Below are 26,214 nucleotides of genomic sequence, written 5' to 3'. Positions count from 1 at the left end.
GACTCATGCTTGATCCTCGGGGCCGCGCGGCGCCGGATTGCGGGTGATGAACATGGCATCACCGTAACTGAAGAAGCGATACCCCTGCTCGACCGCCGCCGCGTAGGCCGCCATGGTCTCGGGATATCCCGCGAAGGCCGAGACCAGCATCAGCAGCGTGGACTCGGGCAAATGGAAGTTGGTCACCAGCGCATCGACCACATGGAACGGCCGACCAGGGTAGATGAAAATGTCGGTATCGCCGCTGAAGGCCTTCAGCACGCCATCGCGCGCCGCGCTTTCCAGCGACCGCACGCTGGTGGTCCCCACCGCGATCACCCGCCCGCCCCTGGCGCGGCAGGCGTCGATGGCATCGACCACGTCCTGACTCACCTCCAGCCATTCTTTATGCATGTGGTGGTCTTCGATCTTGTCGACCCGCACCGGCTGGAAGGTGCCGGCGCCCACATGCAAGGTGACGAAGGCGCGCGCCACGCCCTTGGCGGAGATCTGCGCCAGCAACGCCTCGTCGAAGTGCAACCCGGCAGTGGGCGCCGCCACCGCCCCGGCGCGCTCGGCGTAGACGGTCTGGTAACGCTCGCGGTCGGCGCCCTCGTCGGGACGGTCGATGTAGGGCGGCAGCGGCATGTGCCCGACGCGGTCGAGCAGCGGCAGCACCTCTTCGCTGAAGCGCAATTCGAACAGCGTCTCGTGGCGCGCCACCATCTCGGCCTCGCCGCCGCCGTCGATCAGCACCGTGGCCCCGACCTTCAGCGCCTTGCTGGCGCGCACGTGGGCCAGCACCCGGTGGCTGTCGAGCACGCGCTCAATCAGCATTTCGAGCTTGCCGCCGGAGGCTTTCTGGCCAAACAGCCGCGCCGGAATGACCCGGGTGTTATTGAACACCATCAGGTCGCCCGGGCGCAGGTACTCGAGCAAGTCGGTGAAACGCCGGTGCGCCAGCTCGCCGCTCGGCCCGTCGAGGACCAGCAGACGACTGCCATGGCGCTCGGCCAGGGGATGACGGGCGATGAGGGAATCGGGGAGTTCGAAGGAAAAATCGGCGACGCGCATGATCGTGTTCGGTTTGGCAGGGCCGGGAAGTTTAGCCCAATGCATGAAAATTGACCATGAAAGCCGATTGACCGAGTCGAAGACCCTCACTATACTGCGGCGCCACAAGCCCTGATGGCGGAATTGGTAGACGCGGCGGATTCAAAATCCGTTTTCGAAAGGAGTGGGAGTTCGAGTCTCCCTCGGGGCACCATCATTTTCCTTGTAAATCAAGGATTTAGAGAAGGGGTAGAAAGAAATTTCTACCCCTTTTTCTATCCAAAAAATCTACCTTTTTTCTTTCGTTTTTCTCATTTTTCCTGGCCAAATCTCCAATCACCTCCGCTGAAGCGGGTGGGTTGACCCGCTCGTGTCCTTCCGGCCAACGATGCGTAGCAGCACATGCTAGGATTCACGGCGAGGTACCTCCTATCCTGTATAGACATGTATAGTCTAATCGCAAGCCAGCCGACTGATGTCCTATTGCCATCCGAACGCATTTCAGGCATAAAGCTCAAAGCACCCCTCCACGCTTTAACTATGCAGTGCGACCACTGCAATCATCGTTAATGTTAGGACATATGCTACTGTGAGTGACGTTGAGACTAATGATTCGGAATGTTACGAGTCTCGCGAGGCGTAAGGTAAATGGCGGGGGGTGCTACTTACTACTCCGGTAGCAGTCAGGCCGGAGAATGCCTTGAAGCTACTCAATCCCCCTTCACGCTCTATTTTAAAGCTCAGTTCCCTTGATTCGCTATGCGAGCTGCTGGAAGTGCAGAAAGGGCATCTCCTTTATATCTGCTACAAACGAGCAGATGATCTAAAGTATCAATCGTTTGAGATGCCCAAAAAACGGGGTGGTTTCAGGAAAATCGACGTACCTCAAAAAGGCTTGCGGGTAATTCAACAAAGCCTCGCCAAGCTTCTGGAAGAGAATGTTGAATTTAAGCCATGCGTTCAGGGCTTCATAAAGAAGCGGGGCATCCTGGAAAACGCGAACCTTCACAGGAAATCCAACTGGGTTTTAAACGTCGATATTAAAGACTTTTTTGGATCAATAAATTTCGGGCGTGTCCGAGCCGTCTTCATCGCTAAGCCATTTGAAATGCACCCCGATGTAGCAACCGTCATAGCTCAAATTTGCTGCTTCAACAATTACCTGCCTCAAGGTGCTGCCACCTCCCCTATTATCTCCAACATTGTGGCGAGCACTCTGGACAACCGAATAATCAAACATATTCGAAGTCATCGCTTGATTTACTCTCGGTATGCGGACGACATCAGTATCTCTGCCAAACGAGTTTTCCCGCGTGAGATTGCCCATATCAGCGAAGGCAAGACAATTATTGGAGAGGACCTTTCCAATATTTTCTCACGAGCACGTTTTGAAATAAACGAAAAGAAAAGCAGGCTCCAATCAAAATACAGCCGCCAAGAAGTAACAGGGCTGATTACAAATAAAAAAGTCAATGTCCCGGCGGAGTATAAGCATAAGTTAAGGACTGCAATTCACCACTGGATAGACAACCCAGTCGAAGCTGAAAGAAAATACTACATCGATATCCTAGGGTTGAAAGTCGAGGATGCTGGACTGACTGGTGACGGCAGCAAGTTAAAGCGTAATATTTACGGTAGATTATCATTCCTTGCCATGGTGAAAGGAAGTGATGACCCAACGTACGTAAAGCTTATCCTTAAAATGGCTAAGCATGATCCAAGCCCACCAAAATTTATCAAGCCTCTTAAGGAGCAATACCAGATGTATGACGTATTCCTATGTCACGCTTCCGAAGACAAAGCGGAAATTGTCGAACCTTTGTACAACGAGCTTAACAAGCTCAATATTCATGCTTTTTATGATGCAAAAGAAATCGGCTGGGGTGATTCCCTGATCGGGACAATCAATAAAGCACTTTTGAAATCGCGTTACGTCATCGCAGTGATGACTGATAAATCGGTAGGTAAAGCTTGGCCACAGCAAGAGATCAACTCGGTTCTTAATGGTGACATCTCGGGTGGAACCAAACGGCTCCTACCGCTGATCCATGGCGACAAAGAGACCATCCTGGGCAACAATTTTTTGATGAACGACAAGCTCTATGTAGAGTGGAATAATAATCCCGCTGAAATTGCACAGAAGGTACAAGCGTTGCTGGCTCAAAAAGCCGAGTAAATGAATTGATCAAGGCGGTTATCCAAGCGGGGACTTGTACCCGTTTGGATAACTGGCAACACTCGCCAGCCGGCTAACTTGGGGCGTGCAGTGGCTCGCCAATCTGGGGGTATGCTTCGCATGAAAGCAAAGGCCAGAAAAAGGGCCTAATTCTCAACTGGCTTTAAATCTTCTAGCAAGAAGAAAACGGAAAATTGACACAAAAAAAGCCTCTTTCGAGACTCCTTATATTTTTAGCATATCGACTACGTCTCGATAGTAACTCTTACTGTCGTTAAATGTCGCCATAAACTCGACATTACCGACACGATAAACGGGGTTAAAAAGTGATGGTCTTGTGGCCTTCTTTTCCTGACTTTCACACTCTTGATAATCAAACTGCTTTGATGTTGTTATCAATGTCAAATAACCCATATTGACTTTAATTGTCTTAATTACCTTTCTGTTTTTCACAAGACTGATAGACACTCTATACTCTGTTCGAACTTCATGAAATTTGAAGAAGTCGTCAGGCTGTAACATCTCGTCAAAAGCCATCATCACAAATTTATCAGCAACCACGTTGTTGATTGGCTGGTCTGCTTTTGCGATATGCTGAGTTAACTTATGACACTTTGAAACAGACGACACAGGCTTAAATTTGGGCCAGCCGCTTTTCATAGTCGAACTGGGACCGCTCAACGCCACCCGTAGACAGGCGTGACGATCCTGCGCAGCCTGCCAAACTGATAAAGAACAACGCGGAGGACATTATGAGTAATGCGCGCAGTGTTTTTCTCATCATCGAAGCCTCACCCGCTGAAACCGTCTACGGATTGCTCGCTGCTTGCCGCCATTTCTGCCTGGTCGGCCCTGATGATTACAGCCCGCTGCCTTTCGTAGGCATCCAGAGATAGCCCGTGACGCTGCAGCGCTTCCAGCCGCAACTGGCGCACTTCCTGCGCAGTATAGGGACGTAGTTCGGGATGGGTGGCACAGCCTGCAAGAAGACTGAGGCCAACAGCAGTGATGACAACCAGAAGAGGACGGACAATGGCGTTCATGGTGCAGCATCCTGTGCCTGACATTCGAGGGTTTCGAATCGATGGGTCAAGCTTATGAGGCGCCGCACAAGGTGAAAAATCGTCCCGCTTGATAGTTGCTATCACTGATTCGAACTGTGCGAGGCGGCCTGGGATCGATTTCTGAGCTGCCTACACGGCAGTGAACACGCCCGCAGACGGGAGCGCAACAGCCCCGGATTTCTGAGCTGCCTACACGGCAGTGAACCTTGCCAAGCTTGATGATGAAGGACGGCCCTCTTTCTGAGCTGCCTACATGGCAGTGAACGGCAAATCTCGGCAATACCGTCCAGGTGCCAAATTTCTGAACTGCCTACACGGCAGTGAACTCATGGCGATAACTCTCCATGCCCGCGCATGTCTTTCTGAGCTGCCTACACGGCAGTGAACTCGAGCTGCTGCCGGTCAACGCCAAGCACCTGTTTCTGAGCAGCCTACACGGCAGTGAACGCTTCCTTCACCGTTCGGGCTCGCACGTACATTTTCTGAGCTGCCTACACGGCAGTGAACGGCGTCCTTGATGTTTCGGACGTGGCCCTTGCTTTCTGAGCTGCCTACACGGCAGTGAAGAACGTGCCGTCCCACGCTCCGGTGTAGGTTCTTTTCTGAGCTGCCTACACGGCAGTGAACGCGCCCCGCCAGAACCCTTGGCCGTCGCCATTTTTCTGAGCTGCCTACACGGCAGTGAACAACAACGGTTCGGCGACCTGTTCCTGGCGATGTTTCTGAGCTGCCTACACGGCAGTGAACGTCCGCCTCCGGGTGATCGCCGGCATGTTGAATTTCTGAGCTGCCTACACGGCAGTGAACCTCGGTCGATAACAGCGACTCACCTTGGTACATTTTCTGAGCTGCCTACACGGCAGTGAACATCGCGCCGATCGACTCAGAGCCGAACAGGTTTTTCTGAGCTGCCTACACGGCAGTGAACATTCCGTTGCCTTTGTCGCGGCACTGTCCTCATTTCTGAGCTGCCTACACGGCAGTGAACCTGTGCGGGCGATGTTCGTCAGCCTCTATAATTTTCTGAGCTGCCTACACGGCAGTGAACACCGACTTGACCGCATCCCCGACTGTCTTTGCTTTCTGAGCTGCCTACACGGCAGTGAACTTCGCAAAAATCGCCTTTGGCAACCGCTTCAAGTTTCTGAGCTGCCTACACGGCAGTGAACGACTCGATGCTGCAGTTCATCAGCTTCGGCGTTTTCTGAGCTGCCTACACGGCAGTGAACACGCTGGCGGGCACAACTGGGACCATCTTGACTTTCTGAGCTGCCTACACGGCAGTGAACGTGAAGGCCAGCGAAATTCGGTTCGCCGAGTCATTTCTGAGCTGCCTACACGGCAGTGAACTCGACGCATTGGGAGCGCCACCGGCTCGCCCTTTTCTGAGCTGCCTACACGGCAGTGAACAGCTCATCGTTGTGACGATCTTGGGCCGGGATTTTCTGAGCTGCCTACACGACAGTGAACTCGGCGGCGCTGCTGAACCCGGGCACCGAGAATTTCTGAGCTGCCTACACGGCAGTGAACCCTCAATTCGGGCGACGATCAGTGCCGATGTCTTTCTGAGCTGCCTACACGGCAGTGAACATGACTACGTGGGCCGCTTCCTGGGCGAGTTTTTTCTGAGCTGCCTACACGGCAGTGAACCAATCCAGCGCCCTGGAGCGCCTGCGGGTGTATTTCTGAGCTGCCTACACGGCAGTGAACGTCAAAGCTCTATCCACCAGCGCAGAGCCGGATTTCTGAGCTGCCTACATGGCAGTGAACCAGCCCCAGCGCCTCACCATCGACGACCTTCATTTCTGAGCTGCCTACACGGCAGTGAACATCTATCTGCCCTCCAGGGCGGTTGATTACTTTTTCTGAGCTGCCTACACGGCAGTGAACAATGCCGCCCTGCAGGGCCAGCGTGCGAAGCTTTTCTGAGCTGCCTACACGGCAGTGAACGAGTGGGTTCACGCACGAATTGAGCGCGATTTTTTCTGAGCTGCCTACACGGCAGTGAACGCGTGGTGGATGCACAAGACCCGAATCGCCACTTTCTGAGCTGCCTACACGGCAGTGAACGGGCGCGGGAATCGAACGCGTCTTCGCGCGCTTTTCTGAGCTGCCTACACGGCAGTGAACGGCGGCGCACCGCGCAAACAGGCATTCACTCTTTTCTGAGCTGCCTACACGGCAGTGAACAAGACCCCACATACCCCAACTCATTACCACCAAAGAAAAATATCTGAAACCTTCTCAAAAACCCTTTTTAAACCGACCGCCGTAACCCATTGATTTATAAGCAACTAATCAACACCCGAAGAAAAAGGGTCTAACCATCCCCCTCACGAACCGCCCGTCTCTCCCCCCTCCCCCAAAAACCATTCGAATCCCATCCCTCCCATAAGGTATAAATCCCGATCCTCACCCCACGAGCAAATGGCCACCATGGAAGGCATACCCTCGTCAGACCTGAAGACCATCCTTCACTCCAAGCGCGCGAACATCTACTACCTCCAGCACTGCCGCGTGCTGGTCAAAGGTGGTCGGGTCGAATATGTCACCGACGCTGGCAAGCAATCGCTCTACTGGAACATCCCCATCGCCAACACCACCACGGTGCTGCTCGGAACCGGCACGTCAGTCACCCAAGCCGCCATGCGCGAACTGGCTCAGGCTGGGGTGCTGGTTGGATTTTGCGGAAGCGGTGCCACGCCGCTGTTCAGTGCCAATGAAGTGGATATCGACATCGCCTGGTTTTCACCGCAAAGCGAGTACCGGCCCACCGAATACCTGCAACGCTGGGTCTCGTTCTGGTTCGATGGGGACAAACGTCTCGAAGCCGCCAAAGCGTTTCAGCGGCTGCGCCTCGACTACCTCGAGAAACAATGGCTGGGCAGTCGAGCCTTCGACAAAGCGGGGTTCACCCTCGACCCCAGTACCCTGCAGCAGCATCTGGCAGACTCCCGCTCACGCATCGACCGAGCGCACAACCACGATGATTTACTGACCGAAGAGGCGAGGCTGACCAAGCGCCTGTTCAAGCTCGCGGCCACCGCCACCGGCTATGGCGATTTCACCCGCGCCAAGCGGGGTAGCGGCACCGACCCTGCCAACCGTTTCCTCGATCATGGCAACTACCTGGCCTACGGCCTGGGCGCCACCGCCACCTGGGTGTTGGGCTTGCCCCATGGCCTTGCCGTGCTGCACGGTAAAACACGACGTGGTGGACTCGTGTTCGATGTCGCGGACCTGGTCAAGGACGGCTTGATCCTGCCCCAGGCCTTTCTCTCAGCGATGCGTGGAGATGATGAGCAGGCGTTCCGTCAGGCCTGCATCGAAAGTCTCACCCGCCAGGAAGCCCTCGACTTCATGATCGACAGCCTGAAATCCATCGCCCAAGCGCTGGGAGCGCCTGCGGCGTGAACATCCTCCTGATTTCACAATGCGACAAACGGGCACTGACAGAGACGCGGCGCATCCTCGATCAGTTTGCCGAGCGGCGTGGCGACAAGACCTGGCAGACTTCGATCACTCAGTCAGGCCTGGATACTTTGCGACGCCTGCTGCGAAAGACCGCCCGGCGCAACAGCGCCATCGCCTGTCATTGGATACGCGGCCTGGACCACAGCGAACTGCTGTGGATCGTCGGCGATGCCAGTCGCTTCAATGCGCAGGGCAGCGTTCCCACCCACAGCACTCGCCGCAACGTCCTGCGCCAGCAGGACGAGAACGATTGGCACACCGCCGAAGACATCCAACTGCTGGCACGCATGGCCGCATTGCTGCACGACCTGGGCAAAGCCTGCGCAGCGTTTCAGAAACGACTGGCAAAGCCCTCGAAAACACGCAACCTCTACCGTCATGAGTGGATTTCCCTACGGCTCTTTCAAGCCTTCGTCGGAGACGACGATGACGCGGCGTGGCTAGAGCGCCTGGCGCACCCAAGCGCTGATGATGACGCGCGCTGGCTGGCAGTAGACCGATTGACGCGTGATGATCTGGCCCCACAGGCAGCGTTACCGTTTCGATCCCTGCCGCCCCTGGCGGCAGCGATTGGCTGGCTAGTGGTCAGCCATCATCGACTGCCGGTAGTACCCAATTTCCAGGACGAGAGAACGGGCGGGGACAGACGTTTTGGCAGCCCGACCCCCGACTTGACCCGCAATGCGCTGCAGCACCTGCTGGAGAGCATCAGCCATCGCTGGAACGAAGTGCCTCCAGAGCAAAGCGAGGATGATCCAAGCAGCTATTGGCGCTTCGATCACGGCCTGCCTGTTACAGAGAAAAAGTGGCGCGCCAGGGCTGCGAAACTGGCGACACGGTTACTCGCGCTGCGAAACAAACCGGGTAAGGGCGACTGGCTGGGCAACCCCTATGTCATGCACCTGGCGCGCTTGAGCCTGATGTTGGCTGACCATCATTATTCTGGCTTGAGCCCCACCGATACCCGACGCGTTCGGGGCGACGGCACCACCGCGCTGTACGCCAACACCGACGACAAAGGCGATCCGAAGCAGCCTTTGGACGAACACCTGATTGGCGTCGAGCACATGTCGGCAAGCATCGTCCATGCCCTGCCCCGTTTCGAACGCCATCTGCCCCGGCTCGCGCAACACAAAGGATTGCGCAAACGCAGTGGCGACCCGCGCTTTCGTTGGCAGGACACAGCGGCCGACATCGCCGGCAGCCTGCGCGCAGCCGGCGCAGAGCACGGCGCCTTCATCGTCAACATGGCGTCGACCGGTTGCGGCAAGACCTTGGCCAACGCGCGCATCATGAATGCGCTCGCCGATCCGCAACAGGGCTTGCGCGGCACCTTCGCCCTCGGGCTGCGCACACTCACGCGGCAGACGGGCGAAAGCTATCGCAACGACCTGCACCTGGGCGAACACGAATTGGCCATCCGCGTTGGGGGTTCGGATTCGGGATTGCTGCAGGCGTATTTCGAAGCGCAGCACGAAGCCCGGGGATCGGCATCGATCCAAAGCTTGATCGACGAGGACAGCCACGTCTTCTACGAAGGCCAAACCGAAGAGCATGGTCTTTTGGGCAAAGCGATGAGCGAACAGCCGATTCGCGCCATGCTCGCAGCACCCTTGCTGGTCTGCACCATCGACCACCTGATGCCCGCCACAGAAGCGCAACGAGCCGGACGACAGATTGCGCCGATGTTGAGAATGATGAGCGGCGATCTGGTGCTGGACGAACTCGATGACTTCGATCTCGGCGACTTGCCGGCCCTGACGCGGCTCGTGCATTGGGCGGGCCTGTTGGGCACCCGCGTACTGTTGTCCTCGGCCACCCTGCCCCCGGCGCTGGTCATGGGCATGTTTCACGCGTACCGAGCAGGCCGTCAGCACTATCGGCGCAATCGCGGCGAACCTGTGCACGATCAGGTCGAGGCACTGCAGATCCCTTGTCTGTGGGTCGATGAATTCACCACAACGGCAGAACATTGCAAGAGCGCAGAAGCATTCGAGGCCGCTCACGCATGCTTCGTTGAACAACGGGTCGCTGTCTTGGATCGCAACAGCGCGACACCTCTGAGGATCGTCGAACTCTGGCCATGGAAGATGGACCGCCCTCTCTCGAAAGCGCAAGTACGGGACGACTTCGCCGAGCAGTTGAGGCACGCCATGCACTGCGCCCATGAGCGCCATGCTCAGACCTGCACACGCAGCGGCAAACGGGTCAGCTTCGGCCTGGTGCGCATGGCCAACATCGAGCCCCTGTTCGATGTTGCATTGGCGCTGTTCAAACAAGGCGCTATGACAGGGCAGCGTATTCACTTGTGCGTGTACCACTCGCGCTTCCCGATGATCCAACGCTCCGCCATCGAGTCCCGACTCGACCGTTGCCTTAACCGCAAGCAGCCAGAGGCGGTGTATGACCTGCCAGAGATCCGGCAGGCGCTGGATGCTTATCCCGAGCAGGATCACCTGTTCGTCGTGTTGGGCTCTCCTGTCACGGAGGTGGGACGCGATCACGATTACGACTGGGCGATTGTCGAGCCGTCTTCGGTGCGTTCGCTGATCCAATTGGCGGGTCGTATCCAGCGTCACCGTCAGCAGCCATGCCAAACGCCGAACCTCCTGGTGTTCAGCACCAACCTCAAGCATTTCGAAAACAAGCTGGACAAAGACACGCGCAATGAAGCGGCCTTTGTATTTCCTGGGTTCGAGCAGAACACGCGGGATCACCGCCATCCTTTGCGCCTCGACAGTCACAACCTCGAACGCCTGCTGCTCGAAGAAGACCTCATTCCCTTCAACGCCCGTCCACGGATCAAACCACGCCCAGCGAGCGCGCTGAACGCCAAAGCTAATCTGGTGGACCTGGAACATTGCCGCCTGATGAACCTGATGCTGCCCAGCAGCGACAAACCGCAGTTGGACGCCGCGTGCGCTTGGCAGTATCCCCAGGCTGCACTGACGTGGGCGCTGCCGCAGCATCAACCTTTTCGTCACCAGACTCAGCCGACGATCGACCTGCTGTTTCTCATGGAAGACGAAGATGCCCCACCGCGCCTGCATTGCCTGCACCAGCCCAATAAACGCCAACCGCCTGAGTATCTGCCGAGCGAAATGAAACTGGAGCGAGTGGAGCTGGAGACGGTGATGGGGCCTGGGATTTGTCCTTGGGGCGTCGTTGACCTCAAGGAGCAATTGCAAGCGCTCGCCGTGGCACAAGATATCGACATCATGGAGTGCGCCCGGCGCTTTACCCCGGTAAACGTGCCCAACAGTGACATCGGCTGGAGATACCACCCGGTTTTAGGATTCGCGAAGAAAAGGAGGGGCAGTGATCAATAACGTTGTGCTCTTCGGGCAGTAGCTTATGTTTCTGGCCCGTGATTTTCGGGCCGATAAATACCCACCCTACACGTTGAATCAGAGTTACTTATGGAAGATAGACTCACTCGATCACAGCGGTTTCAAATAGCCATTGAGCGTTTTATAACAGAGCGACGTGACACCAAGCTCAATGGCAAGGACGACCCCGTCACCGCCGCCAAATACGACTACTCAACCTGGCTCGCTGACGCCGCCCGTCGAGTATCCCAGATCCAGGCCGTGACTCATGTGCTCAAGGCCACCCACCCTGACGCTCGCGGCAGCAGCCTGTACATCGACCCCACATCACTCCCGGGCCGAGATGAAATAGGCAGCCACTCGCTGGGTGCCGACTTCGCCATCGATATCGTCGGCAATGCAGCGGCGTTGGACGTCTACAAGTTCTTGAAGCTGCAGGTGGATAACCGCTCGCTACTCGACTGGCTGCAAGACGACGACGCGGACTTGCTCGCAGCACTGTCTCCACAGCCTGAACGCGCTTCAACCTGGGCAACCGCGTTCAAAGGCCTGATACGTCAGGACGAAACGGTTACCTCACACGAGCGAGCCAAGCAGCTGTATTGGTGCGTGGACGGTGATCCGGCACGCACCGAAGCCTTTCATCTATTGGAGCCGCTATTTTCCAGCAGCTTGGTCCACGCCGTTCACCTTGAGGTCAATGACGCGAGATTCGGTGAAGCCAATAAAGAAGCTCGACTCGCTTGGCGCGGCGGCCGCGCGCACCCTAACGGCTACCGTGAGTACCGTGGCCTGCTGGTACGCAAACTGGGAGGGACCAAGCCGCAAAACATCAGCCAACTCAACAGTGAGCGCGGTGGCGTGAACTACCTTCTGTCCTCCCTCCCACCCGCTTGGCAACGCCAACCCAGCAAGCCGCTGCTCCTACTCGATTCATCCTTCAAGCGGTTCCAGCGATTCGACGGCGTGCAACGCCAGCTCAACGCGCTTTATCAGTATTTCGAGCAAGCGCCGGACCCCACCTTCGCCACCCGCAAGAGGCGCGAGCGCATCGAGCGTGCTTTAGGTCTAGCCCTGACCGCGTTCGGCGTGAGCATCCGCACCCAGTTCCCCGCCGGCTGGACCCGCGACCCGGACTGCCAACTCCCACTGTGCGAACAACTCTGGCTTGACCCTGGCCGCGCCGAGATGGCCATTCGAGAAGGATACGAAGACATGGACGGGGCATTTCAACAGGCCGCTGAGCGCCAACAGTGGCCTGAAGAAGTCGCCAAGCACTTCGCGCTGTGGCTCAACGCGATGCTGTCGCGCAAAGGCTTCGCCGTCAGCGATGCAGAGCACATGCAGTGGGCGCGTAAAGCGCTGGCGCATACCTTGGGCTTCGCTGTCAGCACGCGGGAGGTGAGCCATGGCTGAGTGCCCACAATTCGACGCCGTACTGGTTCTGCCCCATCTGCGCATTCAGAACGCAAACGCGCTTTCCAGTCCCTTGACCCACGGTTTCCCCTCCATGACCGCCTTCATTGGGCTGATGTGGGCGCTGGAGCGCAAAGCCAGAGCAGGCGGAGTCCAATTGCAGTTCCGCGCAGTAGGTGCAGTCGTTCATGAGCACGAGGAACAAGCCACCTCGGATCGCTACGTCAAGACCCTGCACCTGACCCGCAACCCAAACGACCGCAGCGGCAATCCCTCGCCAATCGTCGAAGAAGGCCGCATCCATCTCGGGCTAACCCTGTTGCTGGGCGTCAGCGGCCAGGCGCTCGACGATCCCAGCCGGCGCCCACAGTTGGCCGTACAGCTTCTTGAAATGCTGCAGCCCCTGCGTGTGGCTGGCGGCAGCCTGATACCTGCAGAGCAGCAAGGCCCGCGTCACCGCCCTTATTTCATGCCGATCGCCACAGACGCAGACGCTCGAATGGATACCTTCGCCGCCACCGTGCCGAACTGGTTGCCCGGCTTCGCGCTGGTCGAGCGTACGGATCTGCTGCAGCAACGGTATGAAGACCTGCGCCGTTTTGCCTCTAACAGTACGCAACTCGATGCGTGGTTATCGCTGTCGAGAATCAACTGGTCCCCCGATCAACCCGACAGTCTAGGCAAAGCAGAGTGGCGCAGTGATCGCCAAGGGCTGGGCTGGGTAGTGCCTATCCCTGTGGGTTATGGCGCGCTGACGCCGCTCTTGCCCGCAGGTTCGGTCGCCAACAGCCGCGACTATGAGACGCCAGTGCGCTTGGTGGAAAGCCTCTACAGCATTGGCGAATGGATCAGCCCTCATCGCTTGGAAAGCGTGGAGCAGTTGCTCTGGTATCCAAGCACCGATGCGCATGACGGCGTTTACCGCTGCCACAACGATTACCAACCTGATACCGAACCCAACTTCGACTAAACCGCTGCCCGCTCATTACATAAGGATTTGCAAATGACTACCGAGACTCTTAAGACTGCATCGGTTCTGGCCTTCGAGCGAAAACTCGACCCTTCGGACGCGCTGTTCCACGCCGGTGACTGGCGTAATCGCGATGAGTGGACACCCATTCAGGTACGTGAAAAATCGGTGCGTGGCACCATTTCCAACCGCATGAAAACCAAAGACCCGGACCCGGCCAAACTGGACGCGGAAGTTCAGAAGCCGAATCTGCAGACCATCGATGTTGCGACACTGCCGCATGACGCCGATACGCTCAAAGTCACCTTCACCCTGCGCGTCCTGGGCCAGGTGGGCCAGCCGTCGGCCTGCAACGGCGCTGACTATCGAAAGAAGCTGCAGGCGACGGTGCACAGTTATGTCCAGCAGAACAGCTTCAACGAACTGGCTTATCGCTATGCCTGCAACCTGGCCAATGCCCGCTTTCTCTGGCGCAATCGCGTGGGTGCCGAACAAATCGAGGTCCGTGTCGAGCAACTGGTCGAAGGTCAGGCCCAGCAAACCTGGAACTTCGATGCCCTGAGCATTTCTTTGCGCCACTTCGACAGCGAAGGGGAAAACGCGGCGGCATTGCAAGATCTGGCGCGGCTTATCAATAGCGGGCTGCTGGGCGAGCAGCCTGTTCTTTTGCGCATCACTGCCTATGCGCGAGTTGGCGCCGGCCAGGAAGTCTTCCCCTCGCAAGAACTGATCATGGATCGTGGTCGGGGCGACAAGAGCAAGACGCTGTATACCGTCAGCGGTATTGCAGGGCTGCACTCGCAAAAGGTGGGCAATGCGCTGCGCAGCATCGACACCTGGTACGAAGAGGCCGATGTCAACGGCCCTATCGCCGTCGAGCCCTATGGATCAGTCACCACTCAAGGCAAAGCCTATCGCCAGCCTCGGAACAAGAGCAAAGACGATTTCTACTCGCTGCTCGATGCCTGGGTGCTCAAAGACAAGGTGCCCCCACTGGAGCAACAGCACTTCGTCATCGCTACATTGATTCGCGGCGGTGTCTTCGGCGAGGCGGGTTGAGTCATGGATCACTATCTTGAACTGGCGTTGCTGCCAGATCCGGAGTTCAGCCAACCCCTGCTCATGAACGCGCTGCTGGCCAAGTTTCACCGGGCCCTGCATGACTTGAGGCGCGATGACATCGGCATCAGCTTCCCCGATGTCAGCCAGCGCCCGCTCACGCTGGGCGCCCGCCTGCGCGTGCATGGCAGCGAGCAGGCGCTCGGCAGCCTGCAGCGCACCGACTGGCTGAGTGGCATGCGCGATCATGTTCGGTGTACCGGTCCCGATGCAGTTCCCAGCGCCGTGCAGTACCGCTGTGTCAGCCGCGTGCAGGTCGACAGTAATCCGGAGCGACTGCGTCGCCGGCTGATCAAGCGGCACGGCATCAGCGAAGAAGAGGCCCGCCAGCGGATTCCGGAGAGCCGTGGCAAGACGTGCAACCTTCCGTATGCGCAGCTACGTAGCAAGACGTCGGGGGAGATGTTCCGCTTGTTTGTTCAGCATGGGCCTTTGCTGGATTGCGCGCGGGAGGGGACGTTTGGCGGGTACGGGTTGAGTAGCCAGGCGACGGTGCCTTGGTTCTGACCCTTTTTTTCGCGTGGGCGATAGAGGGTTTGAAAATCAAGGGGTTACGGAGGATCGATAAAATTGGGGTGATTGGTTTCAGAGGGTGATTTGTTTAGTTGATTCAGGGTGTTAGATGCAAATTGCTCTAGTTCACTGCCGTGTAGGCAGCTCAGAAAAGCTGCAGGCCGGCAGCGAGCGCCAGCTCTCACGTTCACTGCCGTGTAGGCAGCTCAGAAAGATGGGGCGTTTCGCGTACCCGACCACCACCTGTTCACTGCCGTGTAGGCAGCTCAGAAAGCGTTGGACTCCAGCAGGTGATCGAACAGGCTGTTCACTGCCGTGTAGGCAGCTCAGAAAAATATCGGACTGCACCTGGTGCACCGGCGCGTGTTCACTGCCGTGTAGGCAGTTCAGAAATGGAGCACGATGCCGACATTGCAAAAGTGCAGGTTCACTGCCGTGTAGGCAGCTCAGAAAAAGCCCACACCGAGGCTGAAATAACCGAGCTGGTTCACTGCCGTGTAGGCAGCTCAGAAAATGTTCATGACACCGGATGAGGTAGCCGACATGTTCACTGCCGTGTAGGCAGCTCAGAAAAGGACGATCGGCCCGGGTAGCAACGCTGAACTGTTCACTGCCGTGTAGGCAGCTCAGAAAGTCACTTCGCCCCGGTAGATTGAGAACACGAGGTTCACTGCCGTGTAGGCAGCTCAGAAATACGTCGGTCAGACCACCCAGCCCTTCACGCTGTTCACTGCCGTGTAGGCAGCTCAGAAACGAGGAAGTCGACAGGGTCCGCGAGTGGGAACGTTCACTGCCGTGTAGGCAGCTCAGAAATATCCGCCAGAGCAGAGCCGAGCGCGCCGGTTGTTCACTGCCGTGTAGGCAGCTCAGAAATTGTAGCGCAGGCGTACTGCCGATTCCGCGTTGTTCACTGCCGTGTAGGCAGCTCAGAAAATCAATGCGGCACCGCCGGCCGTCGTAGTAGACGTTCACTGCCGTTTAGGCAGCTCAGAAACAGAAGAGTGGTGTCTCTCCGGGCCAGGGCCTGTTCACTGCCTTGTAGGCAGCCCAGAAATTATCCAGCCTCAAGTCCACCGCCGTTCTAAAGTTCCCTGCCATGAGCCAGTTCAGAAACGACGGTAGCAGCCGATAGGCTTGAGGCACCTGTTCACTGCTGACCCGACAACTCAGAAAGCCGTCAAACGCGGGGCCAAAGACGTACAAGCCTTCACTGCCGCATACGCAGCTCAGAAAGACTCATAATCAGCAAGCCGTAGCTTCAACTCATCAACTGCCGAATAGGCAGCGTAACAATTGATCCATCAGCCACATGAGTCGCCCGCCCGTACCCGGTAACCCACCGTGAAACAGGCTGGGCGCATCCTTGCCTCACAGCTCCGACACCGTCGCCCCCTGCCCAAACACCCCTGCCACCGCCTCAACCACCACCTTCACCCGCGCCGTGTGCGCCAGATCCTGATGCAACACCAGCCACGCTTCATAAGGCGTGGCACGCCGGCGCTGCGGCCATAGCCGCGTCAACTGAGGATCGCGCGCCGCCAGATAGTCAGGTAGTTCACCCAAGGCCAACCCTGCCCGCACGAATGTGGCCAACATCAAGCTGGAGTCCAGCTCGGCCACCACCCGCCCCTGCTTGATGGGCACGCCCACCAGCGTCCCGTCCTGGCGCTCGGTCACCCCGGCCTGGTACAGGGCAATGTCGTGTCCGGCGAACTGGCCCTGTGGCTCTGGCGTGCCATGGCGTTCGAGATAGCCGCGAGTGGCATATAGCCCCACGTCCCAACTGGCCATCCGCCGCACGATCAGATCCGGCTGCTCAGGACGCACGGTGCGCACGGCGATGTCGGCCTCCCTGCGCGCCAGGTCCAGCAGTCGGGTGGTGGTGGTCAGGATCACGCGAATGTCGGGATGGCTCGCGCGCAAGCGCTCGATCGCCGGGACCAGGAAATCGACGGCCAGCGCATCGGTGGTGGTGACCCTCACCTCGCCCTCGGCGCGTGCATCGGCGCCCTCGCTCCGACGCTCGAACGACACGGCCATGCGCTCCATGTCCTGCGCTTTGAGCAACACATCCCGGCCGGTCACGGTCAGCGTCAGGCCGCTGTTGCTGCGCAGGAACAACCGACTGCCGAGTGTGCGCTCCAGCCCGGCCAGGCGTCGGCTCACGGTGGTCTGGTCGATACCCAACTGCTGCGCCGCGCCGGTCAGGGTGCTCGCACGATGGACAGCAAGAAAAATTCGTATGTCATCCCAGTTCATGATCACCTTCTACGCACCTGCAAAAATGCAGCCGATGACTGCATTGGCGTGCATTTTCACATGAACCCAGCCTGTCTAGCATGTGCCGCTTTCCTTCAACTCACTACGACAGCCGGCCTGTCATCCGGGAGCCTCATGCCTCGTTCCTCATTCATCCTCGTCGTCGCGATGCTCAGCGCCTTCGGCCTGATCGCCTCGGACGTCTACTTGCCCGCCATGCCCAGCATGACCCACGCCTTTGGCATCGCCGACTGGCAGATGCCGCAGACCGTGTCGTTCTATCTGCTGGCGCTGGCGGTATCGCAATTGGTGTACGGCCCACTCTCGGACCGCTATGGCCGCAAACCGGTATTGATGGGCGCCGGCCTGCTGTACCTAGTGGGCTCGCTGGGCTGTGCGGCGGCGAGCAGCTACTCGGCATTTCTGGCATGGCGCATGATCGAGGCGATGGGCGCCGCTGCCGGGCTGGTCATTGGCCGCGCGCTGATCGCCGATACCTGTGACAAGCGAACCTCGGCCAAGGTCTATGCGATCGTCTACCCACTGGTGTCACTCTCCCCCGCGCTGGCGCCGGTGATTGGCGGACACCTGGCCGCCCAGTTCGGCTGGCGCGCAGATTTTCTTTTCGTCGCGGGATTCGGGGCTGTTGCACTGCTCTTGGCCTTGATACGACTTCCTGAAACGCTGCCGGCAGCGGCGCGTGTACGGACCAACCCCTTCAACGGTTTCAGCCAAGTACTACGCGACCGTGGCTTTCGCCGCTACACCCTGGTGGTCTGCGCGATCTACTGCGCGTGGTTCGTCTACCTCACGCAGTCACCCTTCCTGCTGACACGCGCAGGGCTGAGCGAAGAACAGATCGGCTGGATGTACCTGCCGCTGACAGCGGGCATCATCGGCGCGAACTGGCTGACGAAACGCGGGTTGGAATACTGGCCCTATGACCGGCTGGTGGCCGCCGGGGTGATCTGCTTCGTGCTTGGCGGGGTGGTCTTCCTGGGGGTTGCAGCGATGGACTGGCGAAATGCGGCCGGGGTAGTGCTGCCGATGTGCCTGGTGAGCCTGGCCAATGGCTCATCATTGTCACTGTCCGTGTCGGGAGCCATCGCCGCAGAGCACGGCCATGCCGCCACCGCCTCTGGGCTGGTGGGTTTCTGTCAGATTGGCAGTGCCGCGCTGATGGCCATGGCGATCAGCGCAGTGTTCGGGACCAGCCTGGCTGTGCTGGCGGGGGCCGTTGCGATGTTCAGCCTGATCGCGCTTGGCGCGTGCCTAGGTAGCTGCTTGCATCATGGGCGCGACTGAGTGGTTCGCCACTCCTTACTCAACACCGCATACTGATAAGTATTCTCGTACACCGGCACCCCGTGATCGTCCTTCATGAACGACACGAACTCCATGAACAGTCCCTCCCGGCGCATGCCGAGCTTTTCGCAGAGTCGCTGGGACGGCAGGTTGGTGTCCTCAACGTAGGCATATAATCGTCGCAGGCCCCGTTCGTTGAACAAATAGTCCACCAGCGCTACCGCCGCCTCGTGCGCATAGCCCTGCCCGGCGAAGCGGGGATTGAAATTCCAGCCGATGGAAAACGTGTCCGGCTGGTCCTTTTCCGGGTGAGCGAAGACATCGCCGACCAACGCGCCGTCGTGCTTGAGACACACGGCAAAGTACTCGTTGTCGATACCGCGCTGCTTCGCTTCTTGCGCGGCGGCAGCCATGTCGGACAGCGCCAGTGAGAAAAAGCAACTGGCGGTCGGTCGATGCAGGTAGTCGAACAGCGCGGCGGCATCACCCTCGCAGAAGCTACGCACGATCAGTCGGTCGGTTTCATACAAGGTTGCGGGGGTATTCACAGAAAACTCCTTAACGGCGGCTCAACGCCAGCCGGGCAGCGAACAGGATGAACAGCACGCCGGTGGTGCGATCCATCCATGAGACCACCGAGCCCTTGCGCAGCACACCGGACAACGAGCGGGTGGCGCCGATCAATGCCGCGGCCCAGAGCAGGCCGAGCACCACATGAATGGCTACCAGACCAAAGGTCCAGGTGATCAGCGGTGCCCCTTGGGGGATGAACTGCGGCAAGAACGACACATAGAAGATGCCGATCTTCGGATTGAGCAGATTGCCGAGCATGCCCCTGAGGAACCAGTTCCGCGTGGGCCGTGCGTCCTGCTCGGCCGGGGCCAACGACTGCCGGGGGCGCAGCAGCATGTTCAGGCCCAACCATGCCAGATAGGCCGCGCCGCAGTACTTGAGTATGTCGTAGGCCAGTTCCGACACGGCGATCAAGGCGCCGAGACCGAAGGCCACCGCCGCGCCCCAGATGAAGCAGCCGGCGTTGATACCCAGCGCGGCGCGCAGCCCCTGCACGCGGCCTTCGACGGCCGAGGTTCTGAGGATCAGGGCCGTGTCCAGGCCTGGGGTGATGGTCAACACTGTGGCGGCGAGGGTAAAGGCAAGCAGGTTATCGGCGAGGGTCATGGCGAGTCGGCCTTGTGGACAATTGGCCTAGCGTAGCCTTTGGGAAGGGTTTTCCGTAGTCCGGGCGCGGGTAAATTTCAGTATTTTCTTCATCGCCCGTGGGCCATCTTTTGTCTGACGGAACGTCGCGCTCGTCGGCGATCACAGGCCGCTGCCAGGCGGCGTCTGAAATGGCTGGCTCAAGCCGCCGCCGGCGCGTCGGCTACCCCATTGCTCTGGCTACGCAGCAACAGCAACAAGCTCCAGACCTTCACCACCTCGGCGACGAGGCTGAGGAAGAACACCAGCCATCCCGCCGTCTCGATCAGCGGATCGGGCCAAAACAGCGCAACCGGGATCGAGGGCACCAGAATCACCCGAAACGGCGCCTGCGCCAGCCCGAGATAAGCCGCCATGCGCGCGCCTTTCAGAAAGAGACAACCGCTGATGAACACCGTCAGATAGACCGCCAAGCTGGCGAAGCCAATGGCGTAGGCGAGTTCCGCATGTTCTGACGCCAACGCCAGAATGCTGTGCAGGTCGGTCCAGAACGGGATGTCACCGCGACGCAGGCTGTCGACCACATAGACCAGGACGATGAGCATATCCATCGCCCCCCAGCCCAGCTGAGTGAACCGCTGAAATCGCTTGTCGGTCAGGCTCAAAGGTGCATCTCCTTTCGTGTCCATGAACGCTGTCCGCGAAAGCGCGAACCGCCGTGCCGCTGCATTTAACGGCGACTCAGCAGTCAACGCATGAGGATGCGGGAGAGATAACCTGTGGGATGTATCTGTGTGTGTTGTCGGTATGCCTATGGTCACAAAAGGAAAGAGGATCCATCGCCCAGGTCCTATCAAGCGGCCGACGGTTGGCTGCGCGCCACCACGACCCGGTTGCGCCCGGCGCTCTTGGCTTGGTACAGCGCCATGTCCGCTTCATGCAGCCAGCCATCGGCACTGAGCTGGTGCGCGCCGTAGGCGGCGATGCCGATGCTCAGGCTCAGCCGCTGCTCCGGCAGGTCAGGATGCCTATAGCACTCCACCGCCTGGCGCAATCGTTCGAGGATTTCCTCGGCCTGGGCCAGGCCAGCGCCGGGCAACATCACACAGAATTCGTCTCCGCCATAACGGGCCACCAGGTCGGTCTTGCGCAGGTGCGTGGGTAGCAGCGCGCTCAGGGTGCGCAGGATGTCGTCGCCCATCAGGTGGCCATGAACGTCGTTGATCTGCTTGAAGTGATCGATGTCGATCAACGCCAGCACACTGGCCTGGTCGGCGCGGCGGCAGCGCTGAAACTCGCGCGTCAGCAGGTCTTTCCAGGCGCCGTGGTTGATCAGTCCGGTCAGGCTGTCGGTCTGGCTCAGGCGCGCCAGGGCGCGCTTGTGCTGGCCCAGTTGAACCGTGACCTGGTAACAGATCAGGCCGATGGCCATGGGGTAGATCAGCAGGATCGGCAGGCAGGCCAGCATCTGCGCCTGGGTGGTGGGCGGAAACAGCGGCGGCGCGTACAGCCACAGACCCAGCGCGATACCCAGCACCTGGGCAATGACGGTCTTGACCAGCATGTGCCAGCCACCGGCGGCGATCTTGTCCATGGCAATCATCGACAGGATGATCACGCTTGGCAGCGGGTTGAGCCCCATCGCCCCGGCCCAGCAGCCGCCGGCGAAGCCGTCGAACACCAGGTTGCGCTGCTCGGCGACGAAAGGCTGCCGGGAGCGTCGAGCGATCTGGTAGGCCAGATGTGGCCAAACGAAGCCATGCAGCCCGAGCAGCGTCCAGACCCACCACGCCGGTTGCAGGGGCCACAGGCCAATGAGCACGCAGAAGAAACCCAGACCGGTGCCGATCGCACGTGGCGGGTACATGCGCTTGGCAAAAGAAAGGCCCTTGCCCGTTCGCTGGTTCATCGGGAATCACCGAAAAAAACTGTCCTGGGTTGCACCGGACAGGCAACCAGGCCGGCGACAGGCCCTGGGGTTCGGCGTTTTGGCATTGTGCCACTACTGAAAAGGGGAGTTCAAACGGGTGGGGTCGAATCCTACGCATTTCATCAGCCTTCGGAAAACTGAACCGTTTAACGTTCCCATCCCTCTGCGCGAACCTTACCTCGCCCCCGGCGTCCGATCCTTCATCCGCTCCATGAAGAGATCCCTGCGTGAAAAACTACCTCGTGCGCAAATACCGCCTGGTGTTCAAGACCTTCAACTACATTGGCTGGTCGCTGCTGTGGCTGCTGCTCTGGGACATCCTGGTGACCCTGGACTTCATGCTGTTCCTCGACAGCAAGTTCAGCCTGCCGCTGATCCCGCTGACCCTGCTCGGCTCGGCACTGGTGGTGCTGGTGAGTTTTCGCAACAGCAGCGCCTACAACCGCTGGTGGGAAGCGCGAACGCTGTGGGGGGCGATGGTCAACAGTTCGCGCAGCTTCGCGCGGCAGGTGCTGACGCTGGTGGACGACACCGACGACGGGCTCAATCCGGTGAAAGCCACGCTGCTGCGCCGTCACGTGGCCTATGTGAACTGCCTGGCCGCGCACCTCAAGGGCGAGCCGTGCCCGGCCGAACTGATGGCGTTCATCCCGCAGCACGAATTCGAGCGACGCAATGGCTCGAACAATTTCGCCAACGACATCCTCGCAGGCTCCGCCGCCTTGCTCTCTCGTGAGTACAAGGCTGGGCGGCTGGACAGCATTCGCCTGGCACGGCTGGAGTCGACCCTGGTGGACCTGTCCAATGCCCAAGGTGGCATGGAGCGGATCGCCAATACCCCGCTGCCCTACCCCTACGTGTACTTCCCACGGCTGTTCATCACGCTGTTCTGCGTGATCGTGCCGATCGGCCTGGTGGAGTCGCTGGAGTGGTTCACGCCGCTGGCCTCGACCGTGGTCGGCTTCATGCTGCTGGCGATCGAACGCATCGGCACCGACCTGCAGAGCCCGTTCCGCCGCAGCGAGCACCAGATCACCATGGACACCATCTGCGAGACCATCGAGCGCAACCTGGAGTCGATGCAGCGCGAAGCACAGTGCGGCGAGTGGGCGCCGTGACGAGCGTCTACGGCTCGCGCCAGTTCGCGGCTGAAGACCCGCAGGATCAGGCGCGTACGTAGCGCTGGCGCAGTACGTCGCTCAAGGCATCCACCAGCAACACCAGCACCAGCATGCCGATGATCACGGTGCTGGCCTGCGCCTCCTGGAACAGGCTGAGGGTGGTGTAGAGCATCTGCCCCAGCCCGCCCGCGCCGACGAAACCGAGCACGCTGGCCATGCGGATGTTGTTTTCCCAGCGGTACAGGCTGTAGGCGAGCCACTGCGGCCACAGGTTGGGCAAGGTGCCGAAGCAGAACGCCGCCACCTGCCCACCGCCCTGCAGGCGGATGGCCTGCGCAGGCTCGGGCGGTGCGTTTTCCAGCGCCTCGGCGAACAATCGGCCCAGCACCCCGGCTGTGTGCAACGCCAGGGCCAGGGTGCCGGCGTTCGGACCAAGCCCGGCCGCCAGCACCGTCAAGGCCGCCCAGACCAGTTCCGGAATTGCCCGCAGCGCATTGAGCAGCAGCCGCGCTGCGCCTTGCAGCGGCCAGCCGAAACGCCCCGCCGCCGGCAACGCGAGCAGCAATCCCAAGAGCATCGCCAGCAACGTACCCAGGCCGGACATGGCCAGGGTTTCCAGTGCTCCATGGCCCACCGCGCGCAAGTGCTCGGTCGAGAGGTCAGGGCTGAGGAAGCGCGCCGCATAGTCAGCCATCTGCGCCGAGCCGCCGTTGCCCAGCACCGAGGCCAGGTCCAGTTGCAGGTAGGCGAACGACGCCACCACGGCGGCCAGCAGTGCCAGCAGCACCAGCCAATTGATCACCCGCTTCACGCCAGCCTCCCGCGCAGCAGGCGGCTCAGGCCATCAGCCAGGGTCACCAGCAGCAGGAACGCCAGCAGCATGCTCGCCACCTCGGCGCCGGCGAACATGCGCATCGACAGGTCGATCTGCTGACCGAGCCCGCCAGCGCCGACGAAGCCCATCACCACCGACGCGCGCACCGCACACTCCCAACGGTAGACGCTGTAGGACACCACCTCGGCCGCCGCCAGCGGCAGGATGCCGTAGGCGAAGGCCGCCAATCGTCCGCTGCCACCCTGCATCAGGGCATGCGCCGGACGCTGGTCGACCGACTCGAAGATCTCGGCATAGACCTTGCCGAGCATGCCGCTGTAGGTGATGGCGATGGCCAGCACCCCCGCCGTCGGTCCCAACCCGACCGCCCTGACGAACAGCAGCGCCCAGACGATTTCCGGCACGCTGCGCAGGAACACCAACAGCCCGCGCACCGGCAAGCGCGCCAATTGCGACCATGGCCCCGGCCGGCCACCGCGCGATGCGGCACGCAACGACAGCGCGCGACTGGCGAGCAGGCTGGCGGGCACGGCCAACAGCAACGCCAGGGCCATCCCGGCCGTGGCCACGGCCAGCGTCTGCACCGTCGCCTCCAGCAGCAAGGCGAGGAAATCACGATCATGGGCCGGTGGCCAGAACGCGCCGAGAAAGCTGGCCATCTGCTGCCGGTTCTCGGCCTGCAGCAGCACCCCGGGGTTCAGCTCGCTCAGTTGCACGCCCGGCCACAGCACCGCCAGGCACACCACGGCCAGCAGCAGACGCGGCCAGGCCGCCGGATCGCGGGCATCGGCCTTCAGCATCGTGGCATCTGCACCGTCAGGGTCGGCGCTACGGTCACTGGCGCCGTCAGGTGCTCGTTGGCATAGAGCTCGTCGAGCATGCTCTGCGCGACCGCCGCTGCCGCACAATCGAACGCCACCTGGCCGTCACGAATGCCGATGATGCGCGGGAAATGCGCCAGCGCCAGGTCCACCGCGTGCAGGCTGGCGACCAGGGTCACGCCCCGCTCGCGTGCATGGCGGTTGAGCAGGCCCAAACTATGCTCGGCCAGTACCGGGTCCATCGCCGAGACCGGCTCGTCGGCCAGCAGCACCTCAGCCTGTTGGTACAAGGCGCGGGCGATGCCGACGCGCTGCAACTGACCACCGGACAATTGCCCGCACTGGACGAACACCTTGTCGGCCAGCCCCAGTTCGCCTAGCACCTGGCGCGCGCCGGATACATCGGTGGGGTGCAGCAGGTTGAGCAACCCGCGCAGGGTGCCCCACTGCCCCAAACGCCCGGCCAGCACGGCGGTGACCACCCGTTGGCGCGGCGGCAAGGGCGGCGCCTGGTGCACCAGCGCAACCCGCGCGCGCAAACGCTGGCGAGCGCGGGCCGACAGTGCCCAGGGCTGTTCGCCGAGCAGGTGCAGGCACCCGCTGCTCAGCTGCACGGCGGTGGCCATCAGGTGCAGCAAGCTGGACTTGCCCGCGCCGGACGGGCCGATCACCGCCACCCGCTCGCCGGCGTCGATACGCAGGTTGACGTGGTCCAGGGCGCGAACCTGGCCGTGGCGCAGCCCCGCGCCCTGCAGTTCGATACTCACTTGAGCAAGCCGGCCTCACGGGCAGCCTGCTCGGTGCCGACGTAGTTCTCCGGCTGGGTTTCGATGAAGCGGCTGGCCGCCTGCAGATCGAGGATCGCTTTCTGCTCGGGCTTGGCGGGATCCAGGGCGAGGAAGGCTTGCTTGATCTTCTCCTTGAGCGCCGGGTCCATGTTGCCGCGCACCGTCCAGTTGTAGTCGTAGTAGGTCGGGGTGGTCGCGAACACGCGCACCTTGGTGGTATCGACCTTGCCGGCATCGACCAGCTTCTGCCAGACGCTGGCGTTGAGCACGCCGGCATCGACCTTGCCGGCCTGCACCCAGGCGACGGTGGCGTCGTGGGCACCGGAATAGGCGACCCGGCTGAAGTAGCTTTCCGGCTTGATGTTGTCCTGCTTGAGCATGAAGTAGCGCGGCATCAGGCTGCCGGACGTCGAAGAGATCGAGCCGAAGGCGAAGGTCTTGCCCTTCAGATCGGCCAGGCTCTTGACCTCGGGGTTGGCGGTGATGAACTTGCTGGTGAACTGGGCATCCTGCTCGCGCTGTACCAGCGGCGTAGCGGTGGGATCTTTCAGGTGCACCTGAACGAAGGTGAAGCCGCCCAGCCAGGCCAGGTCGAGGCGGTCGCTGGCCAGCGACTCGACCACCGCCGGATAGTCGGCCACCGGCACGAACTGCACTTTCATGCCCAGTTGCTGCTCGAGGTACTCGCCCAGCGGCTTGAACTTGCGCAGCAACTCGGTCGGCGCTTCATCGGGAATGGCGCTGACGCGCAAGGTCTCAGCAGCCTGAACCACCACGGCACAGCAAGACAGGACGAAGCCGGCGGCCAGCGCCAGGGGACGTTTCAGCACGGGAGGGGTCTCCTTTGGAGACAGCTGCGAGCGGTGAGCTGCAAGCTGCAAGTGAACGCGGATCGCGGTTGGGT

The 26,214-nt window shown here is 60.1% G+C and carries 21 protein-coding genes, 1 tRNA gene and 2 CRISPR repeat arrays; of the genes, 10 read left to right on the top strand and 12 right to left on the bottom strand.

Going from position 1 to position 26,214, the window contains the following annotated elements:
* Positions 1-3: 3 nt before the first annotated feature.
* Positions 4-1,053 carry a tRNA preQ1(34) S-adenosylmethionine ribosyltransferase-isomerase QueA gene (queA, locus tag NJ69_RS00980; RefSeq protein ID WP_039575433.1) on the bottom strand — a complete coding sequence of 350 codons (1,050 nt, stop codon included), beginning with the start codon at positions 1,051-1,053 and terminating at the stop codon, positions 4-6.
* Positions 1,054-1,161: 108 nt separating this feature from the next.
* Here queA and NJ69_RS00975 point away from each other — a divergent pair.
* Together NJ69_RS00975 and NJ69_RS00970 are read left to right on the top strand one after the other, a co-directional pair.
* Positions 1,162-1,246, top strand: a tRNA-Leu gene (locus tag NJ69_RS00975).
* A gap of 486 nt (positions 1,247-1,732) precedes the next feature.
* Entirely contained in the window at positions 1,733-3,208 is a 1,476-nt protein-coding gene (locus NJ69_RS00970; protein WP_155290506.1) for a TIR domain-containing anti-phage reverse transcriptase, read from the top strand.
* A 225-nt stretch (positions 3,209-3,433) separates the two neighbouring features.
* Here NJ69_RS00970 and NJ69_RS22235 read toward each other — a convergent pair whose 3' ends face one another.
* Together NJ69_RS22235 and NJ69_RS00965 are read right to left on the bottom strand one after the other, a co-directional pair.
* A complete protein-coding gene (locus NJ69_RS22235; RefSeq protein ID WP_209435521.1) occupies positions 3,434-3,868 on the bottom strand; it encodes a hypothetical protein in 435 nt (144 codons plus the stop codon).
* Positions 3,869-3,999: 131 nt separating this feature from the next.
* Positions 4,000-4,251, bottom strand: coding sequence for a hypothetical protein (locus tag NJ69_RS00965; protein WP_039575431.1), 252 nt, complete (start codon positions 4,249-4,251; stop codon positions 4,000-4,002).
* Positions 4,252-4,389: 138 nt separating this feature from the next.
* Positions 4,390-6,462: direct repeats of the CRISPR family, unit length 28 nt; unit sequence TTTCTGAGCTGCCTACACGGCAGTGAAC.
* Between the two features lie 237 nt (positions 6,463-6,699).
* Between NJ69_RS00965 and cas1f the strand changes: the two genes are divergently transcribed.
* From cas1f to cas6f, 6 genes are all read left to right on the top strand, one after another.
* Positions 6,700-7,686: a type I-F CRISPR-associated endonuclease Cas1f gene (gene cas1f, locus NJ69_RS00960; protein ID WP_245219493.1), complete on the top strand. Its 987-nt coding sequence runs from the start codon at positions 6,700-6,702 to the stop codon at positions 7,684-7,686.
* Positions 7,683-11,075 carry a type I-F CRISPR-associated helicase Cas3f gene (cas3f, locus tag NJ69_RS00955; protein WP_039575428.1) on the top strand — a complete coding sequence of 1,131 codons (3,393 nt, stop codon included), beginning with the start codon at positions 7,683-7,685 and terminating at the stop codon, positions 11,073-11,075. The genes cas1f and cas3f overlap by 4 nt, the downstream gene beginning before the upstream one ends.
* 90 nt (positions 11,076-11,165) lie before the next feature.
* A complete protein-coding gene (gene csy1 / locus NJ69_RS00950) occupies positions 11,166-12,491 on the top strand; it encodes a type I-F CRISPR-associated protein Csy1 (protein WP_052191963.1) in 1,326 nt (441 codons plus the stop codon).
* Positions 12,484-13,461: a type I-F CRISPR-associated protein Csy2 gene (gene csy2 / locus NJ69_RS00945; RefSeq protein ID WP_039575426.1), complete on the top strand. Its 978-nt coding sequence runs from the start codon at positions 12,484-12,486 to the stop codon at positions 13,459-13,461. The genes csy1 and csy2 overlap by 8 nt, the downstream gene beginning before the upstream one ends.
* Before the next feature lie 33 nt (positions 13,462-13,494).
* Positions 13,495-14,520, top strand: coding sequence for a type I-F CRISPR-associated protein Csy3 (gene csy3 / locus NJ69_RS00940; RefSeq protein ID WP_039575423.1), 1,026 nt, complete (start codon positions 13,495-13,497; stop codon positions 14,518-14,520).
* Positions 14,521-14,523: 3 nt separating this feature from the next.
* Positions 14,524-15,087, top strand: a complete 564-nt coding sequence (gene cas6f, locus NJ69_RS00935) for a type I-F CRISPR-associated endoribonuclease Cas6/Csy4 (protein ID WP_039575421.1) — start codon at positions 14,524-14,526, stop codon at positions 15,085-15,087.
* 130 nt (positions 15,088-15,217) lie between these two features.
* A CRISPR array of direct repeats spans positions 15,218-16,147; the repeat unit is 28 nt; unit sequence GTTCACTGCCGTGTAGGCAGCTCAGAAA.
* Between the two features lie 314 nt (positions 16,148-16,461).
* Here cas6f and NJ69_RS00930 read toward each other — a convergent pair.
* Positions 16,462-17,352, bottom strand: a complete 891-nt coding sequence (locus NJ69_RS00930) for a LysR family transcriptional regulator (protein ID WP_039583048.1) — start codon at positions 17,350-17,352, stop codon at positions 16,462-16,464.
* A 135-nt stretch (positions 17,353-17,487) separates the two neighbouring features.
* Here NJ69_RS00930 and NJ69_RS00925 point away from each other — a divergent pair, with 135 nt between their 5' ends.
* On the top strand, positions 17,488-18,657 hold the full coding sequence (locus tag NJ69_RS00925; RefSeq protein ID WP_080754699.1) for a multidrug effflux MFS transporter: 1,170 nt from the start codon (positions 17,488-17,490) through the stop codon (positions 18,655-18,657).
* On the opposite strand, the gene NJ69_RS00920 is transcribed toward NJ69_RS00925, so the two are convergent.
* The 4 genes from NJ69_RS00920 to NJ69_RS00905 form a co-directional block, all read right to left on the bottom strand.
* On the bottom strand, positions 18,642-19,205 hold the full coding sequence (locus tag NJ69_RS00920; protein ID WP_245219492.1) for a GNAT family N-acetyltransferase: 564 nt from the start codon (positions 19,203-19,205) through the stop codon (positions 18,642-18,644). The two genes, NJ69_RS00925 and NJ69_RS00920, sit on opposite strands and share 16 nt — an antisense overlap.
* A 10-nt stretch (positions 19,206-19,215) precedes the next feature.
* Positions 19,216-19,836 (bottom strand): LysE family translocator, encoded by a 621-nt coding sequence (locus NJ69_RS00915; RefSeq protein ID WP_039575417.1) that lies wholly within the window; start codon positions 19,834-19,836, stop codon positions 19,216-19,218.
* A 179-nt stretch (positions 19,837-20,015) separates the two neighbouring features.
* Complete coding sequence (locus tag NJ69_RS22150; RefSeq protein WP_052191962.1) at positions 20,016-20,480, bottom strand: hypothetical protein; 465 nt, start codon at positions 20,478-20,480, stop codon at positions 20,016-20,018.
* Between the two features lie 188 nt (positions 20,481-20,668).
* Complete coding sequence (locus tag NJ69_RS00905; protein ID WP_039575415.1) at positions 20,669-21,724, bottom strand: diguanylate cyclase; 1,056 nt, start codon at positions 21,722-21,724, stop codon at positions 20,669-20,671.
* Positions 21,725-21,972: 248 nt separating this feature from the next.
* Between NJ69_RS00905 and NJ69_RS00900 the strand changes: the two genes are divergently transcribed.
* A complete protein-coding gene (locus NJ69_RS00900; protein ID WP_039575412.1) occupies positions 21,973-22,863 on the top strand; it encodes a bestrophin family protein in 891 nt (296 codons plus the stop codon).
* Between the two features lie 46 nt (positions 22,864-22,909).
* Here NJ69_RS00900 and phnE read toward each other — a convergent pair whose 3' ends face one another.
* Genes phnE through NJ69_RS00880 form a run of 4 tightly spaced genes read right to left on the bottom strand, consistent with a single transcriptional unit; the run spans position 22,910 to position 26,140 of the window.
* Positions 22,910-23,677: a phosphonate ABC transporter, permease protein PhnE gene (gene phnE, locus NJ69_RS00895; RefSeq protein WP_039575409.1), complete on the bottom strand. Its 768-nt coding sequence runs from the start codon at positions 23,675-23,677 to the stop codon at positions 22,910-22,912.
* Positions 23,674-24,501: a PhnE/PtxC family ABC transporter permease gene (locus NJ69_RS00890; RefSeq protein WP_039575406.1), complete on the bottom strand. Its 828-nt coding sequence runs from the start codon at positions 24,499-24,501 to the stop codon at positions 23,674-23,676. Before NJ69_RS00890 ends, phnE begins: the two co-directional genes overlap by 4 nt.
* Complete coding sequence (locus tag NJ69_RS00885; RefSeq protein ID WP_039575403.1) at positions 24,495-25,289, bottom strand: phosphonate ABC transporter ATP-binding protein; 795 nt, start codon at positions 25,287-25,289, stop codon at positions 24,495-24,497. The genes NJ69_RS00890 and NJ69_RS00885 overlap by 7 nt, the downstream gene beginning before the upstream one ends.
* Positions 25,286-26,140: a putative selenate ABC transporter substrate-binding protein gene (locus NJ69_RS00880; protein WP_039575399.1), complete on the bottom strand. Its 855-nt coding sequence runs from the start codon at positions 26,138-26,140 to the stop codon at positions 25,286-25,288. The genes NJ69_RS00885 and NJ69_RS00880 overlap by 4 nt, the downstream gene beginning before the upstream one ends.
* Between the last annotated feature and the right edge of the window lie 74 nt (positions 26,141-26,214).

The sequence above is a fragment of the Pseudomonas parafulva genome, assembly GCF_000800255.1.
GTDB lineage: Bacteria > Pseudomonadota > Gammaproteobacteria > Pseudomonadales > Pseudomonadaceae > Aquipseudomonas > Aquipseudomonas boreofloridensis.
This window is presented reverse-complemented; position numbering and strand designations above follow the sequence as displayed.

What these genes read in the sequence shown, in the direction of transcription:
- NJ69_RS00965 (WP_039575431.1), bottom strand. Translation starts at nt 4,251, where the DNA reads ATGAACGCCATTGTCCGTCCTCTTCTGGTTGTCATCACTGCTGTTGGC.
- NJ69_RS00930 (WP_039583048.1), bottom strand. Translation starts at nt 17,352, where the DNA reads ATGAACTGGGATGACATACGAATTTTTCTTGCTGTCCATCGTGCGAGC.
- cas1f (WP_245219493.1), top strand. Translation starts at nt 6,700, where the DNA reads ATGGCCACCATGGAAGGCATACCCTCGTCAGACCTGAAGACCATCCTT.
- NJ69_RS00890 (WP_039575406.1), bottom strand. Translation starts at nt 24,501, where the DNA reads ATGCTGAAGGCCGATGCCCGCGATCCGGCGGCCTGGCCGCGTCTGCTG.
- csy2 (WP_039575426.1), top strand. Translation starts at nt 12,484, where the DNA reads ATGGCTGAGTGCCCACAATTCGACGCCGTACTGGTTCTGCCCCATCTG.
- csy3 (WP_039575423.1), top strand. Translation starts at nt 13,495, where the DNA reads ATGACTACCGAGACTCTTAAGACTGCATCGGTTCTGGCCTTCGAGCGA.
- NJ69_RS00915 (WP_039575417.1), bottom strand. Translation starts at nt 19,836, where the DNA reads ATGACCCTCGCCGATAACCTGCTTGCCTTTACCCTCGCCGCCACAGTG.
- cas6f (WP_039575421.1), top strand. Translation starts at nt 14,524, where the DNA reads ATGGATCACTATCTTGAACTGGCGTTGCTGCCAGATCCGGAGTTCAGC.
- NJ69_RS22235 (WP_209435521.1), bottom strand. Translation starts at nt 3,868, where the DNA reads ATGAAAAGCGGCTGGCCCAAATTTAAGCCTGTGTCGTCTGTTTCAAAG.
- NJ69_RS00925 (WP_080754699.1), top strand. Translation starts at nt 17,488, where the DNA reads ATGCCTCGTTCCTCATTCATCCTCGTCGTCGCGATGCTCAGCGCCTTC.
- NJ69_RS00905 (WP_039575415.1), bottom strand. Translation starts at nt 21,724, where the DNA reads ATGAACCAGCGAACGGGCAAGGGCCTTTCTTTTGCCAAGCGCATGTAC.
- queA (WP_039575433.1), bottom strand. Translation starts at nt 1,053, where the DNA reads ATGCGCGTCGCCGATTTTTCCTTCGAACTCCCCGATTCCCTCATCGCC.
- csy1 (WP_052191963.1), top strand. Translation starts at nt 11,166, where the DNA reads ATGGAAGATAGACTCACTCGATCACAGCGGTTTCAAATAGCCATTGAG.